The 16,343-nt window shown below is 74.7% G+C and carries 14 protein-coding genes; 12 read left to right on the top strand and 2 right to left on the bottom strand.

Features of this window, described 5'->3' with window-relative positions:
• Positions 1-85: 85 nt before the first annotated feature.
• On the bottom strand, positions 86-571 hold the full coding sequence (locus ACWDCZ_RS11425) for a cysteine/serine endopeptidase inhibitor (protein ID WP_049656984.1): 486 nt from the start codon (positions 569-571) through the stop codon (positions 86-88).
• Positions 572-831: 260 nt separating this feature from the next.
• On the opposite strand from ACWDCZ_RS11425, the gene ACWDCZ_RS11420 reads away from it, so the two are divergent.
• The 10 genes from ACWDCZ_RS11420 (at position 832) to ACWDCZ_RS11375 (ending at position 12,724) form a co-directional block, all read left to right on the top strand.
• The gene (locus ACWDCZ_RS11420; protein ID WP_049656983.1) at positions 832-1,023 is read left to right on the top strand and encodes a hypothetical protein; all 192 of its coding nucleotides are present in this window, start codon (positions 832-834) and stop codon (positions 1,021-1,023) included.
• A 581-nt stretch (positions 1,024-1,604) separates the two neighbouring features.
• Positions 1,605-2,597, top strand: a complete 993-nt coding sequence (locus ACWDCZ_RS11415) for a TauD/TfdA dioxygenase family protein (protein WP_449815841.1) — start codon at positions 1,605-1,607, stop codon at positions 2,595-2,597.
• A 38-nt stretch (positions 2,598-2,635) separates the two neighbouring features.
• Positions 2,636-3,874, top strand: coding sequence for an ROK family protein (locus tag ACWDCZ_RS11410; RefSeq protein WP_449815813.1), 1,239 nt, complete (start codon positions 2,636-2,638; stop codon positions 3,872-3,874).
• 78 nt (positions 3,875-3,952) lie between these two features.
• Positions 3,953-5,539 (top strand): ABC transporter substrate-binding protein, encoded by a 1,587-nt coding sequence (locus ACWDCZ_RS11405; protein WP_449815812.1) that lies wholly within the window; start codon positions 3,953-3,955, stop codon positions 5,537-5,539.
• A 20-nt stretch (positions 5,540-5,559) separates the two neighbouring features.
• Positions 5,560-6,504: an ABC transporter permease gene (locus ACWDCZ_RS11400; RefSeq protein ID WP_049655646.1), complete on the top strand. Its 945-nt coding sequence runs from the start codon at positions 5,560-5,562 to the stop codon at positions 6,502-6,504.
• Between the two features lie 4 nt (positions 6,505-6,508).
• Complete coding sequence (locus ACWDCZ_RS11395) at positions 6,509-7,357, top strand: ABC transporter permease (protein WP_449815811.1); 849 nt, start codon at positions 6,509-6,511, stop codon at positions 7,355-7,357.
• Positions 7,354-8,964 (top strand): ABC transporter ATP-binding protein, encoded by a 1,611-nt coding sequence (locus tag ACWDCZ_RS11390; RefSeq protein ID WP_449815810.1) that lies wholly within the window; start codon positions 7,354-7,356, stop codon positions 8,962-8,964. The genes ACWDCZ_RS11395 and ACWDCZ_RS11390 overlap by 4 nt, the downstream gene beginning before the upstream one ends.
• A gap of 35 nt (positions 8,965-8,999) precedes the next feature.
• Positions 9,000-11,417, top strand: coding sequence for an arylsulfatase (locus tag ACWDCZ_RS11385; protein WP_449815809.1), 2,418 nt, complete (start codon positions 9,000-9,002; stop codon positions 11,415-11,417).
• A gap of 183 nt (positions 11,418-11,600) precedes the next feature.
• The gene (locus ACWDCZ_RS11380; protein ID WP_380777710.1) at positions 11,601-12,254 is read left to right on the top strand and encodes a 4'-phosphopantetheinyl transferase family protein; all 654 of its coding nucleotides are present in this window, start codon (positions 11,601-11,603) and stop codon (positions 12,252-12,254) included.
• 86 nt (positions 12,255-12,340) lie between these two features.
• Positions 12,341-12,724 carry a barstar family protein gene (locus tag ACWDCZ_RS11375; RefSeq protein ID WP_117486909.1) on the top strand — a complete coding sequence of 128 codons (384 nt, stop codon included), beginning with the start codon at positions 12,341-12,343 and terminating at the stop codon, positions 12,722-12,724.
• Positions 12,725-12,777: 53 nt separating this feature from the next.
• Here ACWDCZ_RS11375 and ACWDCZ_RS11370 read toward each other — a convergent pair whose 3' ends face one another.
• Positions 12,778-13,722, bottom strand: a complete 945-nt coding sequence (locus ACWDCZ_RS11370; RefSeq protein ID WP_449815808.1) for a polysaccharide deacetylase family protein — start codon at positions 13,720-13,722, stop codon at positions 12,778-12,780.
• Positions 13,723-13,957: 235 nt separating this feature from the next.
• Here ACWDCZ_RS11370 and ACWDCZ_RS11365 point away from each other — a divergent pair, with 235 nt between their 5' ends.
• Entirely contained in the window at positions 13,958-15,604 is a 1,647-nt protein-coding gene (locus tag ACWDCZ_RS11365) for a CehA/McbA family metallohydrolase (protein ID WP_449815807.1), read from the top strand.
• A 220-nt stretch (positions 15,605-15,824) separates the two neighbouring features.
• Positions 15,825-16,328, top strand: coding sequence for a hypothetical protein (locus tag ACWDCZ_RS11360; RefSeq protein WP_049652015.1), 504 nt, complete (start codon positions 15,825-15,827; stop codon positions 16,326-16,328).
• The last annotated feature ends 15 nt before the right edge of the window (positions 16,329-16,343 follow it).

The raw sequence follows: 16,343 nt of genomic DNA, 5'->3' as shown, positions 1-16,343 counted from the left end.
GGAGGACCGGACGCGGAGAGACCGTGCCCGCCCCCGTCATGCCGCGGGGGCGGGCACGGCCGTCGGGGCCGGCGTCGGGGCCGGCTCAGCCGATGGTGGAGCCGGTGACCGGGGCGGAGAGCTCGACGGTCTCGCCCTTGAGCCCGGTCTTGACGAACTGCCAGCTCAGGCCGGTGATGACGCCCTTGTCCAGCGGGGCCAGCTTGGCGAAGGCGGGCTGGCTGAGGTCGATGTGGGTGGAGTCGCAGGAGGGACACTGGTCCTTCACCGGGACGGTGACGGTCTTGCCCTGGTAGGTCACCTTGACCGAGATGCCCTTGCAGACCGGGTCGTTGTTCGGGTTGGCGGTGGTCCACCAGGTGTGCGAGACGGCGACCAGCATCTGGGTGGAGGCGTTGATCTGGGTGCCGCAGGCGCCGTAGCCGGCGTCGGTGTAGTAGGTGGCCTTGCCGGTCATGGGCTGGTTGATCGGTATCGCCGCGCTGGCGGAGCCGGCCGTGAGGGCGATCAGGGCGGCCGCGGCGAGCGGGGCGCCCGCGAGGATCCTGAGGTTCTTGCCGATGGCACGCATGGTTCGTTCCCTTCGGTTGCGGTGAAGGTCATGAGCATGACAGGCAGAAGTCGGCACATTCGTACGGAAGTTCACCGACCGAACGCCTTTGTGGAGGAAACGTATGCGCCTGACCGCAAGGTGGTCCAGACCTCCGCGATGTTGGCATGAACACAAGGCAAGAATCTTTACCAATGCGGCCGAAGGGGCGAAGATGCGTGACCGCCCTGCCATGGAGGGTGTTGACAGGCCGTCACCCGAGCCCCCGGAGGCCCCCTCAGATGCGCACCTCGCTCGTCGCCCTGCTCCTCGGCAGCGTCCTGCTCCCGACCACCGCCCCCGTCACCGCCGGCGCCGCGCCGCGCGAGGTGAACCAGGGCTACAGCATCCCGGTCGCCGGCGTGACCGACCTCGGCGCCCTGCCCGTCCTCGCCAGTCTCGGGCTGGACTTCGCCCGTCTGCTCGGGCAGTAACGACCGCACCGCCGTCACCGAACGTCACAGCCGCACCGGTATCCGGGCAGGCGTCGGCCCCGAGGCGGGAACCGCCCGCGCCGGCCCGGATTACTTCCGCTCCGAAAATTAGTAACCCCGCCCCCGGGCCACAAGCCCGAACGCCCGCCCGCAGCGCGCCCGCCATCCCCCCGTCATCCGCCGCAACACCCGGCAAGCGGCCGCAAGCCGCCGCAACGAAGCGGCAACGCCCTTTCCCACCAGCCAAGATGACGATTGACAGGGGCCCGGGCGGTTCAGCACGATGAGGCCCGAGCCCATCCGCAGCGACCAGGAAGGAGGGCCGATGGCCACCGTCGTCCGCCCCGTCCCCCGCCGCTGCCCGCGCCGCTGTTGTCGCGGCGCCCTCGCCCGCTGACGTCCGCCGAAGCGGACCGTCACGCCCCCGTACGCCCGCTGCCCGCCATGCGGAGCCGTACGCCCACCGCCGCCTGACGCCGCTCCGCGCACCCGCCATTCGTCACGCTGCGTAGCCGTATCCGCCGTCGCCACACCCGTCCCGAAAGGGCCCCGCCATGACCACCGCCCCCGCCTCCCCCGCCATGACCACCGCCCCCGCCTCCCCCGCCGAATCGACCACCGCCGACGCCACCGCCCCGACCGCGCTCCGCCTCACCCCCGTCGCCGGCCGGATCGGCGCGCTCGTGCACGACATACGCCTCGGCGGCGACCTCCCCGCCGGGACCGTCGCCGCCCTGGAGGCCGCCCTGTACGAGCACAAGGTGCTCTTCTTCCGCGGCCAGCAGCACCTGGACGACGCCGGGCAGGAGGCCTTCGCCCGGCTGCTCGGGCAGCCGGTCGGCCACCCCACCGTGCCCAGCGCGGACGGCCGCTACATCTTCGAGCTGGACGCCACCAAGGGCGTGCGCGCCAACAACTGGCACACCGACGTCACCTTCGTCCCGTCCTACCCCAAGGCCTCGATCCTGCGCTCCCTGGAGGTCCCGCCGGCCGGCGGCAGCACCGTCTGGGCCAACACCGCGGCCGCCTACCGGGACCTGCCCGCCCCGCTGAAGACGCTCGCCGAGAGCCTGCGCGCCGTCCACACCAACGACTACGACTACGCCGCCCGGCTCGCCCTGCGCCCCGAGCTGGCGGACAACGCCGAGGTCGCCAGGCTGTTCCGGGACGTGTTCGTCTCCACCGCCTTCAGGACCGAGCACCCGGTGGTCCGGGTCCACCCGGTGACCGGTGAGAGGACCCTGCTGCTGGGCGCCTTCGCCCAGCGCGTCCAGGGCGTCTCGGGCGACGACAGCAAGGCCCTGATCGACCTCTTCCAGCGCTACGTGGAGCGGCTGGAGAACACCGTCCGCTGGGACTGGCAGGTCGGCGACGTGGCGATCTGGGACAACCGCGCCACCCAGCACTACGCGGTCGCCGACTACGGCGACGAGCCGCGCCTGGTGCGCCGGATCACCCTGGACGGCGACCTGCCGGTCGGCGTGGACGGCGCCCCGAGCCGGCTGCTGGAACCCGCCGACCCGCCGCGGGTGCCGGGCCTGGTGCCCGCCGAGGAGCTCGAAGCGGCCAACTGACCGGGGCCGCGAGGGACCACGGCAGAAGATCCGCGCCGATGACCACGTCCACCGCCCCGCGCGCCGGCGACGACCGCCGGGACGCCAACGCCTCCGCCGTCCTGCGCACGGTGCTCGACCACGGGCCGATCGCCCGCAGCCGGGTCGCCGCGCTCACCGGGCTCAGCGCCTCGGCCGTCTCCCGGCAGGCGGTGGACCTGGTCCGGCTCGGACTCCTGCACGAGCGGCCCGAGTTGGCGGCCGCCGGCACCGGCACCCTGGGCCGCCCCCAGCTGCCGCTCGACCTCGACCCGGACCGCCTCGCCGTGGCCGGGCTGCACATCGGCCTGCCGTTCACCACCGTCGCGCTGCTCGACCTGCGCGGCCGGGTGCTGCGGCGCAAGGAGGTCCCGCACCGCGGCCGGACCGGCCCGGACCTGCTGCGCCCGCTGCTGGCCCGGCTGCCCCGGCTGATCGACACCCTGCGCGGCGACCGTACGGTGGTCGGCCTCGGCGCCGTCACCGGCGGCTCCGTCGACCCGGCGGCCGGGGTGGTCGTCCGGCACGATCCGCTGCGGTGGCGGGACCTGCCGCTGCGCGAGCAGCTGACGGCCGCCACCGGACTGCCCGTCCAGGTGGACAACCACGCCCGGGCGCTCACCCTGGCGGAGATCCTCTTCGGCCACCCGGCCGCCCGCCGCAGCATGGTCCAGCTGTTCGTCGGCCACGTGGTGGACGCGGCGCTGGCGGTCGCGGGCACCGTCCACCTGGGCCCGCCCTCGGCCACCGGCGACCTCGGCCACCTCCCGGTCTCCGGGACGGTCACCGACCCGGACACGGACAGCCGGGAGCGCTGCCACTGCGGGCGGCTCGGCTGTCTCTCGGTGGCCGCCTCGGACACCGCGCTGTTCGCGGCGGCCGCCGCCGAGGGGGTCACCGCCGGGCCGGACCGGGCCCAGCTGATCGCCGCCGTCCGGCGCGGCGACCCGACGGCCGGCCGGCTGGTCCGCAACCGGGCCCGGATCGTCGGCCGCGCGCTCGCCCTGCTCGCCGACGTGGTCAACCCCGACCTGGTGGTGCTGACCGAGACCTTCGCCCTCCTCGACCCGGCCCATCTCGACGTCGTCCGGGCCGAGTTCGCGCTCCGCTCGCACCTGCACCGGGACGCCGGCCTGCTGATCGCCCAGCCGCGCGGCCGGGACGTGCTCGCCGTGGCCGCCGGAGCGCCGGTGCTCGGCGAGCTGTACGCCCGGCCGGTCCACGCGCTCACCGCACCCCGCGCCGCCCACCGTCCCTAACCGCCCCCGATCACCCGCAGCCGCCCCCGACCCCGCGAAACCGCCCCGATCACCCGCAGCCGCCCCCGAAGGACCGCCATGACCGCGCTCCCCCGTCCCCCAGCCCCGAGCCGCCGCGCCCTGCTGCGCGCGGGCCTCGCCGGCGCCGGACTGCTGACGCTCGCGGGCTGCCGCTCGGCCGTCGAGCACGCCCGGAACGCGGCCGGTGCCGTGGACGCCGACTCCCCGCGCCGGGGCGGCGTGCTGACCGTCGCGACCGGCATCGACATCACCCCGAGCCTGCTCTTCGCCGTGAGCGCCAACACCCTCGTCCAGCGCCTCGCCTTCAACACCCTCACCCGGTACGACGACCGGCTCCGGCCGCAGCCCGAGCTCGCCACCGCCTGGGAGGTCTCGCCGGACGGCCTGAACGTGACCCTCAGGCTGCGCGAGGACGTGCTGTTCCACAGCGGCCGCCGGTTCACCGCCGACGACGTCGTCTTCGCCGTCCGGAACCTCCAGAACCCGGCCCGCTCCGCCCAGTTGAGGTCCACCGCCGCCGCCGTCACCGACTTCCGCAAGAACGGCGACTTCGAGCTGACCCTGGTGCTCGCCCACCCGGTGAGTAACCTCTTCGACCTCTTCGAGTTCATGATCGTCCCGGACCGGGAGAGCATCGAGGACGCCGTCACCGGCACCCGGCTGATCGGCACCGGCCCGTTCGCCCTCACCGGGCGCAAGCCCGGCTCCTCGCTCTCCTTCGCCCGCAACGAGCAGTACTGGAACCCCGGCCGCCCCCACCTCGACGGCGTGGAGATCCGGATCATCCCGCAGGCGGAGTCACTGCTGTCCTCGCTCAGGACCGGCCAGACCCACCTCTCCTACAACGTCCGCGGCAAGGACGCCGCGACCCTGGTCGACGACCCGCGGTTCCGGATCAGGCAGTACGACACCGGCTCCGGCGCCCACTACATCGGCGTGGACGTCACCGCCGAGCACGTCCGCGACAAGCGCGTCCGCCAGGCCATCGCCTGGGCGGTCGACCGCGACCGGCTCGTCCAACAGGCCCTCGGCGGCTACGGCACCGTCTCCTCGGTGCCCTGGCCCAAGTCCTCCCCGGCCTACACCGAGGCCGGCGCCACCCACTACCGGCACGACCCGGAGCGGGCCCGGGCGCTGCTCCGGGAGGCCGGCGCCGAGCACATCACCCTGCCCTTCGCCCACTCCAACGAGGCCGGGCCGACCGCCGTCGCGCAGATCCTCCAGTACGACCTCCGGCAGGTCGGCATCGAGACGGTGCTCCAGCCCGCCGACTCGCCGACCATGCAGAAACAGCTGATCTCCCAGTCCATGCCCGCCCTGTGGACGCTCAGCCACGGCTTCGCCCAACTCCAGCCCGCGACCCTCGCGGTGAGCGCCTACCCCTTCAACGAGGCCAGGAACAGCTCCCGCTTCGCCTCCCCCGCCTACACCGACGTGGTGCAGCGGGCCTGGAACCGCAGCGACAGCGACAGCCCCGAGGCCAGGGCCCTCCACCAGCAGATCACCGACGTGCTGCTGGACGAGGAGTTCGTGATCGACCTCGCCATCGCCGGACTGGTCGAGGTCGCGGGCCGCCGGGCCCGGGGCGTCACGCTCAACAAGTTCGGCTACCTCAACCTCGACGACGCCTATCTCACGGCCTGAGCAGGACGGCCCGGAACCCCATGCGCACCTTCCTCCTGAAACGCCTCCCCAGCGGACTGCTCGTCCTCGCCCTCGCCTCCTTCCTGGTCTTCCTCATCCTCCGGCTGATCCCCGGCGACCCGGCCACCACGCTCGCCGGACCGGACGCCTCCCCCGCCACCGTCGCCGCCATCCGCGGTCGACTCGGGCTCGACCAGCCGCTGTTCGGCCAGTACGTCAGCTGGCTCGGCCACCTGCTGAGCGGCGACCTCGGGCCGAGCTACGCGATCGGCGGCCAGGTCTCCGACCTGATCGGCAACGGCCTCGGCGCCACCGTCCAACTCACCCTCGGCGCCCTGCTGCTGGTGGTGCTGATCGCGCTGCCGCTGGGCGTGGTCGGCGCCACCACCAGGCGCGGCCCGGTCGCCGCCGCCGTCCAGGCGGTCACCACCGGCGTGCTGGCGGTCCCGCCGTTCGTCACCGGTGTGCTGCTGGTCCTGCTGTTCGCCGTCTCCTTCGAACTGCTCCCGGCCGGCGGGCACGAGTCCCTGCTCGCCGAACCGGACCTGGCCGTGCAGTACCTGGCGATGCCCGCCCTCTGCCTGGCCCTGCCCAGCGCCGCCGTGCTGGCCCGCTACCTCAAGGACGGCATCGAACGCGCCCTCGCCGAGGACTACGTCCGCACCGCGACCGCGCTCGGCGTCTCCCGGCGGCGGATCGTCTGGCGGCACGCCCTGCCCAACGCACTGCCCTCCGCCGTCACCGTCCTCGGCCTCCAGACCGGCCACCTCGTCGCCGGGGCCGTCCTGGTGGAACGGATCTTCGCCTGGCCGGGCCTCGGCCAGCTGATCGAGCAGGGCGTGCTGCGCCGGGACTACCCGCTGGTGCAGGACCTGCTGCTGCTCGTGGTCGCGGTCTACGTGGCCGTCCAACTGCTCACCGACCTGGCCTACACCTGGCTCGACCCCCGGATCCGCTGGGAGTGACCCGATGACCACCGCCGCCCCTCCCCTCAAGTCCGCCGCACTGCGCGGCCGTTACCGCTCCGCCCTGCTCAGCCCGCGCGGCCTGACCGGCCTCGTCCTGGTCGGCGCCGTCGCCCTGGCCGGACTGCTCGCACCGCTGCTCACCGGCACCGACCCGAACGCCCAGAGCGCGCTCGCCCTGGCCGGCCCCGGCGCCGCGCACCCCTTCGGCACCGACGACCTCGGCCGCGACCTGTACAGCCGGGTGCTGCACGGCATCGGCACCGACCTCGCGCTGATCGTCACCGCCGTCCCGGTCGGCGCCCTGCTCGGCTGCTCCGCCGCCCTGCTCGCGGCCACCTCCCGATGGTCCGACCTCGCCGTCCAGCGCGCCTTCGACCTGCTGCTCGCCTTCCCCGGGCTCATCCTCGCCCTGGCCGTCACCGCCGTCCTCGGCCCGGGCCGCTGGCCGGTGGTGATCGTCATCGCGCTGGCCGAGATCCCCGGCTACGGACGGCAGTTGCGGGCCGGCATCCTCGTCCAGCGGGAGCGCGAGTACGCCCTGGCGGCCCGGGTCGGCGGCGCCTCCCGGGCCCGGGTGCTGCTGCGGCACGTACTGCCCAACGCCGTCGACCCGCTGATCGTCCAGACCGCCGTGGCGCTCTCGCTCGGCGTGTTCATCGAGGGCGCGATGAGCTTCCTCGGCCTCGGGGTCCGCCCGCCGGAGCCCACCCTGGGCAGCATCCTCAGCCAGTCCGTCGCCTACCTGGCCACCCACCCGACCTTCGCGGCCGCCCCGCTGGCCGCCACCACCGCGCTGGTGCTCGGCTTCACGCTGATCGCCGAGGCCCTGAACCGGGGGATCCGCCGATGACCACCGTGCTCCGCGTCACCGACCTCACCGTACGGTTCGGCGATTCCGACTCCCAGGGCACCACGGCCGTCGACGGCGTCTCCTTCGACCTCGGAGCGGGCGACACCCTGGGCATCGTCGGCGAGTCCGGCTCCGGCAAGTCCACCACCGCGCTGGCGCTGCTGCGGATGCTGCCGCCCGGCGGCCGGATCACCGCCGGCTCGGTCCACCTCGCCGGGCAGGACCTCGCCACCCTCCCCGAGACCGCGCTGCGCGCCCTGCGCGGGCGGCGGATCGCCATGGTCTTCCAGGACCCGATGTCCTCGCTCAACCCCGTGCTCACCGTCGGCCGCCAGCTGGACGAGGCACTGCGCGCCCACGGCGGCACCCGGCGGAAGGCCGAACGACAGGCCCGGGCCGCCGAGTTGCTCGACCTGGTCGGCATCCCCGACGCCGCCGGCCGACTGCGCGACCACCCGCACCGGTTCTCCGGCGGCCAGCGCCAGCGCATCATGATCGCCCTCGCACTCGCCCACGACGCCGAGGTGCTGGTCGCCGACGAGCCGACCACCGCCCTCGACCCCACCGTCCAGCAGCAGATCCTGCGGCTGCTGACCCGGATCAACCGGGAGACCGGCACCGCCCTGGTGGTGATCAGCCACGACCTCGGGGTGATCGCCCGGACCTGCCGCCGGCTGCTGGTCATGCGGCACGGCCGGGTGGTCGAGAGCGGCGCCACCGCCGAGGTCCTCGCCCGGCCCGAACACCCGTACACCCGCGAGCTGTTGGCCGCCGTACCGCGCCTGGAGGAGCCCTCCCGGGCGGCCGCCAACAGCACCCCGGGCACCCGGCCGCTGCTCACCGTCCGCGGCCTGACCAAGACGTACGGCTCCCGGCAGCGCGCCGTCACCGCGCTGCACGGCGTCGACCTCGACCTGCACCCCGGCGAGACCCTGGGCCTGGTCGGAGAGTCCGGCTCCGGCAAGTCCACCCTGGCCCGGGCGCTGGTCCAGGCGCACCCGCCGTCCGGCGGCAGCATCCGCTTCCGCGGCGAGGAACTCGGCCGCGGGGCACGGCGCGACGGGCCGCACCGCGAGGTCCAACTCGTCTTCCAGGACCCGTACTCCTCGCTCAACCCCCGGATGACCGCCGGGCAGATCATCGCCGAGCCGCTGATCGCCCACCGCCTCGGCGACCGGGAGCAGCGCGCCGCCCGGGTCGCCGAACTGCTGGAGCAGGTCGGGCTGGACCCGGCCGTGGCCGACCGCCACCCGCGCGCCTTCTCCGGCGGCCAGCGCCAACGCATCGGCATCGCCCGGGCCCTGGCGCCCGAACCGAGCGTGCTGGTCTGCGACGAGCCGGTCTCCGCGCTGGACGTCTCGGTCCAGGCCCAGGTGATCGAGCTGCTCGCCCGGCTCCAGCGCGAACTCGGCCTGGCCGTCCTGTTCATCGCCCACGACCTGGCGGTGGTCCGCCGGGTCAGCCACCGGATCGCGGTGATGCACCGCGGCCGGATCGTCGAGACCGGCCCCGCCGACCGGGTCGTCACCGCGCCCGAACACCCCTACACCGCCGAGCTGTTGGCCGCCGTGCCGGGCCTGGAGCCCGCTCCGGCCGCCAGCCGCTGAGCCGGCGCCCGCCCGAGCCACCCCCGGAGCACCGTATGAGCACCCCGCCCGACCCGCACCTCCGGCCGACGCCGCAGCCCGACCCGCACCGCCGCGACCCGTACGCGGGCTTCCCCGGCACCGTCGGCCGCACCTTCGCCGAGTCCGTCCCCGCCTGGCCGCGGCGGGTCCGCCCGCGCGAGGGCGCGCCCAACATCGTCGTCGTGCTGATCGACGACATGGGCTACAGCGACATCGGCCCGTTCGGCGCCGAGATCCCCACCCCCACCCTGGACCGCCTCGCCGCCACCGGCGTCCGGCTCGCCAACTACCACACCATGCCGCTCTGCTCCCCCGCCCGGGCGGCCCTGCTCACCGGCCTCAACCCGCACCGGGTCGGCTACTCCTTCGTCGCCAACGCCGACCCGGGCTTCCCCGGCTACGGCATGGAGGTCGCCGGGGACATCCCCACCCTGGCCGAACTGCTGCACGACGCCGGCTACGCCACCTACGCGGTCGGCAAGTGGCACCTCACCCGGGACTCCGCCTCCAACGCCGCCGACGACCGCGCCAACTGGCCGCTCCAGAAGGGCTTCGACCAGTACTACGGCGTCCTGGAGGGCCTGACCAGCCTCTTCCACCCGCACCAACTCGTCCGCGACAACAGCCCGCTGGACATCGACGAGTTCCCCGACGGCTACTACTACACCGACGACATCACCGACCAGGCCGTCAAGATGGTCACCTCGCTGCGCGCCCACGACGCCGACAAGCCGTTCTTCCTCTACCTCGCCCACAACGCCGTGCACGGCCCGCTCCAGGCCAAGCCCGAGGACCTCGCCCGCCACCGCGGCCGCTACGACGGCGGCTGGGACGAGCTGCGCCGCACCCGCTTCGCCCGCCAGCTGGCCGCCGGACACTTCCCGCCCGGCACCGAGCTGCCCGAGCGCAACTCCGAGGCCGGGTACGAGGTCGGCCCCTGGGACGAACTCACCGACGTCCAGCAAAAGTTGTACGCCCGCTACATGGAGGTGTACGCGGCGATGGTCGACAACGTCGACCAGAACCTCGGCCGGCTCACCGACACCCTGGCCGCCCTCGGCGAACTCGACAACACCATCATCGTGTTCACCAGCGACAACGGCGGCACCGGCGAGGGCGGCGCCGAGGGCACCCGCAGCTACTTCAGCCGCTTCGTCCACCACCCGAACCTGCCGGCGGACTGGAACCCGGACGTCCGGCGCGAGATCGACCTGATCGGCGGCCCGCGGAGCCTGGTGCACTACCCGCGCGGCTGGGGCATGGCCTCCAACACCCCCTTCCGCCTCTACAAGGGCCAGACCTACGCGGGCGGCGTCCGCGTCCCCTTCGTGCTCTCCTGGCCGGCCGGCCTGCCCCGCACCGAGGGCGACACCGGCGTCCGCACCCAGTACCAGTACGTCACCGACATCCTGCCCACCCTGCTCGAACTCGCGGGCGTGGAAAGGCCGTCGGAGCGCCGGGGCCACCCCGTCCAGGAGCTCGACGGCACCGGCTTCACCTCCGTGCTGCGCGACGGCGCCGCGCCCGGTACCCACCACGAGCAGTACTGCGAGATGACCGGCAACCGCAGCTACTACCGCGACGGCTGGAAGCTGGTCACCCTGCACCGCCCGGGCACCCCGTACGACGAGGGCGAGTGGGCGCTGTACGACCTGCGCACCGACCCCACCGAGATCCACGACGTCGCCGCCGAACACCCCGACCTGGTCAAGGAGTTGTCCGCCGCCTGGGAGGCCGCCGCCTGGCGCGACGGGGTCTTCCCGCTCGCCGACGGCAGCGGCGCCCTCGCCCTGCGCGGCCCCGAGGCCGAGCGGCTGCGCCGCCCCGTCACCCTGCTGGCCGGCACCCCCGAACTGGAACGCTACCGCTCCTCCCGGCTGATCGCCTTCCGCTCCTTCACGGTCGAGGCCGCGCTCGACGGCTACCGGCCGGGCGACCAGGGCGTCCTGGTCTCGCACGGCGACCAGGGCGGCGGCTACAGCCTCTACGTCGAGGAGGGCCGGCTGCGCCTCGCCTACAACCAGTACGGCGACCTGCTGGAGGCCGACGGAGGCCCGCTGCCGGCCGGCGCCCGGCTGATCACCCTGGAGGCCACCGCCGTCGCCGACCTCAGATGGGAGTTCCGGCTGCTCGTGGACGGCCTGCCGGTGGGCGGCCTGCCGGTGGGCGACACCGGGGACGGCGCCGCGGCCGGGGCGGAGCCCGCCCTGCTCGGCCCGGTCCACCAGCTGATCGGCATGGCCCCGTTCCAGGGCATCAGCGTCGGCATCGACCGCAAGTCCCCGGTCTCCTGGCCGCTGTACGAGCGGCACCGCTCCTTCCGCTATACCGGCGCCCTGCACTCCGTCACCTACCGGCCCGGCGAGCCCGCGCCGTACGACCCGGAGACGGTGGCCCGGGCGCTGCGCGAGGCGGCGGCCGCCTTCGAGTAGCCGCGCCCAAGCCGGGCCGGACCGGGCCCAAACCGGCCCCGGACCGGACTCGGACCGACCGGTCCGCGCCAGTCGGGCCGGGCCGGTCGGCCATGATCCCCGATCACCCGCCAAGATCCCCCCACCCGGGTTACCCTCGTCCCGCGCGGCAGCCCGGCCGCGCGGCCGACCGAGGGGGAACGGATGATCGGGGACCTGCTGCCGGACGTCGTGGTGACCGAGGTGGCCTACGAGGACCCGCCGGAGGCCCGGCTGGAGCCCGAGGAGGAGCCCGCCGTCGCCCGGGCCGTCGACAAGCGGCGCCGCGAGTTCACCACCGTCCGGCACTGCGCCCGGGCCGCCCTCGCCCGGCTCGGCGTCCCGTACCGCCCGCTCGTCCCGGGCCTGCGCGGCGCGCCGAGCTGGCCGGACGGCGTGGTCGGCAGCCTCACCCACTGCGACGGCTTCCGCGCGGCGGCCGTGGCCCGGGCCGGCACCCTCGCCTCCGTCGGCATCGACGCCGAGCCCGCGCTGCCGCTGCCGGAGGGCGTCCAGGAGGCCGTCGCGCTGCCGGTCGAGCAGCAGCGGCTCGCCAAGCTGGCCGCCGAGCACCCGGACGTCCCGTGGGACCGCATCCTGTTCAGCGCCAAGGAGTCGGTGTACAAGGCCTGGTTCCCGCTGACGCAGGTCTTCCTGGACTTCGAGGAGGCCGAGCTGGACCTCTCCCCCGACGGCACCTTCACCGCCCGGCTGCTCGTCCCGGGCCCGGTGGTCAACGGCCGCCGGATCGACGGCTTCGACGGCCGCTGGGCGGTCCGGGACGGGCTGCTCGCCACCGCGATCGCCGTCGCCCCCTGACCGGCGACCAGGCCCCGGGCCGTCACCGACCGGCCCCCGGACCGTCACCGACCGGCCCTCGACCGGGGCGGCATATCCTCGACCCCGTGACGGTGACCTATGTGATCGACGGCGACGAGATCAAGACCCTGGAGGACTTCTGGGACGTGGTCGGGCGGACCATCGGCGTGGACGGCTACTTCGGCCGCAACCTCGACGCCTTCGCCGACTGCCTGCGCGGCGGCTACGGCACCCCCGAGGACGGCGACTGGGTCATCGAGTGGCGCCACCACGAGGTCTCCCGCCACAACCTCGGCTACCCGGAGACGGTCCGGCAGCTGGAGCTGCGGCTGGCGCGCGCCCACCCGACCAACCGCGCGCGGATCACCGCCCAGCTGGACGCCGCCCGGGCGGGCAGGGGGCCGACGGTCTTCGACTGGCTGGTCCGGATCATCGAGGAGGAGCACCCGGGCGGCCTGCGCCTGGCCTGACCGCCCTTCACCCCGCCTGACCGCCCGGGGCCCCGTCGCGGGGGCGTGCCCCGCTACAGCACGTCCGAGAGCCGGACGAAGCGCCGCCCCGCCGCCAGCAGCCCCGGCACCGCCGCCGCCACCCCGGGGGCGGTGCCGCCGCCCGGGCGGTTCATGTGCCCGATCACGATCGCGCCGGGCGGGGCGGAGGCGACCTCCCGCCGCACCTCGGCGGACCGGAGCGTCGCCCCGTCGTCCCCGTTGACGGTGAATCCGGCCACCCGCTGGCCCAGGTCGGCGACCACCCGGGTGGCGACGTCGTCGTAGTGCGCGGTGCCGGAGCGGAAGAACCGGGGCGGGTGCCCGAGCAGCCCGGTGAGCTTCTCGGCGTTGCCCGCCACCTCGTCGTACACCTCGCCGACGCCGCGCGTGCCCGCGATGCCGTAGGCGGAGCGGCCGGTCACCGAGAGCGGACGGTGGACGGTGCCGTGGTTGCCGATCTCGAACAGCGGGTCGGCGGCGAGCTGCTCGAACTCGTCCGGGTTGGCGTCGATCCAGCGGGCGTTCAGGAAGAGCGTGGCCGGCACCCCGTGCGCCCGCAGGGCGTCGATCAGGTCGGCGTCGTAGCCGCTGCCGCCGGGGCCGCCGCAGGCGTCGAAGGTGAGCGCCATGGCGCTCTCGCCCTCCGGCAGCTCGGTGATCACCCCGGACACGTCCAGCCCCCACTCGGCCGGGGCCAGCGCGCCGTACCGCTCGACCACCTCGGCCCGGGTCGCCGGGTGCGGGGGCTGCTTCGCGGGGTCCGGCGCGGGCGTCGATTCCGGGGCGGGTGTCGGCGCGGGTGTCGGCGCGACGGCCTCGGTGGGCCCGCCGGACGGCGTCGCGAGCGGTTCGGCGGACGGTTCGGTGGACGGTGACGCCGACGGCGAGGCCGGACCGGTGCCCGCCGCCCTGCTCCGGCACCCCGCCAGCGCTCCTCCGGCCACCCCCATGAGCAGTGCCCGCCGACTCACCGACACGCCCGTCTCCCATCCGCGCCATGTCTCGCACAAGCCATGCCTCATACAACCCGATGGCATGTAAACCGATGACATGACAATGAACCGACCATTCGTCACTCCCCGCAACTCGCCCCCGCCCCCGCCCGGCGCCTCTTCACCGACCCGCCCCGCCGCCGTGGGCCACGACTCACCCCCGGTTCACCCGCCCGGGTAAGCCCGCGAGCGACCCGCCCGCCCCGATCCGGAGACCTCGATGCCGACCGAGCCCAGCACCCCGCGCCCGAACCGACCCGCCGACCAACCGGCCGACCAACCGGCCGACCAACCGACTCCGCAGCCCGCCCGCCGCGACCTGCTCCGCACCGGCCTCGCCACCGGCGCCGCCACCGCGCTCGGCCTCGCCGCCGCCACCGGCCGGGCGGACGCCGCCCCCGCCGACGGCCCCGCCGCCCCCGGCGCCACACCCCCCGACCGCACCCTCACCCTCACCGGCCACCTGCCCACCGGCTCCCCCGACTTCGTCTACCTCCCGGTCGAGGTCCCCGAGGGCGTCCGCGAGATCGCCGTCTCCTACGGCTACGACAAGCCGCCCGTCCCGGCCGGCACCCCCGGCAACTCCTGCGACATCGGCATCTTCGACGAGCGCGGCACCGACCTCGGCGGCCCCGGCTTCCGCGGCTGGTCCGGCGGCTTCCGCACCGAGTTCAGCCTCTCCCGCGCCGCCGCGACCCCCGGCTACCTCCCCGGCCCGGTCAACCCCGGCACCTGGCACGTGGTCCTCGGCCCCTACCAGGTCGCCCCGCAGGGCCTGGAGTACCACGTCGAGGTCACCCTCCGCTTCGGCGCCCCCGGGCCGCGGTTCACCCCGCAGTACCCGGCGGAGCGGGCCCGCGGCCGCGGCCGGGCCTGGTACCGGGGCGACTGCCACCTGCACACCGTCCACTCCGACGGGCGGCGCAAGCCCGAGGAGGTGGCCGCCGGAGCCCGCGCGGCCGGCCTGGACTTCATCGTCTCCACCGACCACAACACCAGCTCCTCGCATGCCGCCTGGGGCCCGCTGGCCGGCCCCGACCTGCTGATCCTGCCGGGCGAGGAGATCACCACCCGCAACGGCCACTGGCTGGCCCTCGGCCTGGAGCCCGGCCAGTTCGTCGACTGGCGCTACCGCTCCCGCGACGAGGAGTTCCCGCGCTTCGTCCGCCAGGTCCACCGGTCCGGCGGCCTGGTGGTGCCCGCGCACCCGTACTGCCCGTACGTCGCCTGCCAGTGGAAGTTCGGCTACGAGCAGGCCGACGGCGTCGAGGTGTGGAACGGCCCCTGGACGTACGACGACGAGTCGGCGGTGGACACCTGGGACGGCCGGCTCGCCGTCGCCCTGCGCGAGGGCCGCTCCTGGCTGCCCGCCCTGGGCAACAGCGACGCGCACAGCGAGCCGCAGGCCATCGGCTCCCCGCACAACGTCGTCCTGGCCGAGGACCTCACCCGGGACGCGATCCTCGACGGGCTGCGCGCCGGGCGCAGCTGGCTGGCCGAGTCCTCCGCCGTCACGCTGGACCTCACCGTCACCGGGCACGGCCGCCGGGCGGGCATCGGCGAGGAGCTGACCGTCCCGGCCGACGCCCCGCTGGACGTCCGGCTCACCGTCTCCGGCGTGCCCGGCGGGACGGTCCGCCTGCTCACCGACGAGGGCCAGATGCACCAGGAGCCGCTGCCCGCCGACGGCTCCGGCACCGTGATCTGGCGCACCACCGCCTCGCTCGCCGCGTACGTCCGGGCCGAGGTGCGCCACCCGAAGGCGGACGGCACCCCCGGCAGGGGCAACTCGATGGGCCCGGACCTGCCCTGGGGCCCGATGGCGGCGCTCACCAACCCGATCGTGCTGCGCACCGAAGCGGGCTGACCACCCCGGCCGGCCCCGCCGACCGACCACTCCGACCCGCCCAGGAAGCGGGCTGGGGACGACTCGGACCACCCGTTTGGACTAGGTTGATCCCCGAAACGCATCAGTCGTAGGGACGAGGCGGTCGGATGTCCGGATATGGGCCGACCAGCCCCTTCGCACTCCGACCGCCCCGCCCCGGCTACCCGACCGTCCCCGGCCCGCGAAGGGATCAGCAGCTGTGAACCGTACGACCGTAGGTGGGCCGGAGCTCGGGGGCGGCGGGGGCGCCGGGGGCGTCCTCGTCCTCGTCGACCCGGCCGGGGCCGGGAACAGCCCGGTCGCGGAGCTGCTCGCCCGGGAACTGAACCCGAGCGTCCACCTGCGGACGGACGACTTCCTGCGGGTCATACGCAGCGGCCAGCTCCCGCCCCACCTGCCCGAGGCCGGCCGCCAGAACGCCACCGCCCTCGCGGCCGCCGCCCAGGCCGCCTTCGCCTACGCCACCCGCGGCTACCAGGTCGTGGTGGAGGCCCCCGCCGCCCCGGCCGCCCTCGACACCTTCCGCCGCGAGAGCCGCGCCACCGGCGCCGCCCTCCACTACGTCGTCCTCCACCCCGGCCCGGCCCCTGAGGACACCGTCCACACCGCCCACACCCTCGACACCGCGGCGCTCACCCCCGAGGCCGCCACCGGCTCCGTCCTCACCGCCCTCACCCGGCGCACCCACCTGCTCGGCTGGTAGCCCTCTCCTCTGCCC

The sequence above is a fragment of the Kitasatospora sp. NPDC001225 genome, from assembly GCF_053597855.1.
This window is presented reverse-complemented; position numbering and strand designations above follow the sequence as displayed.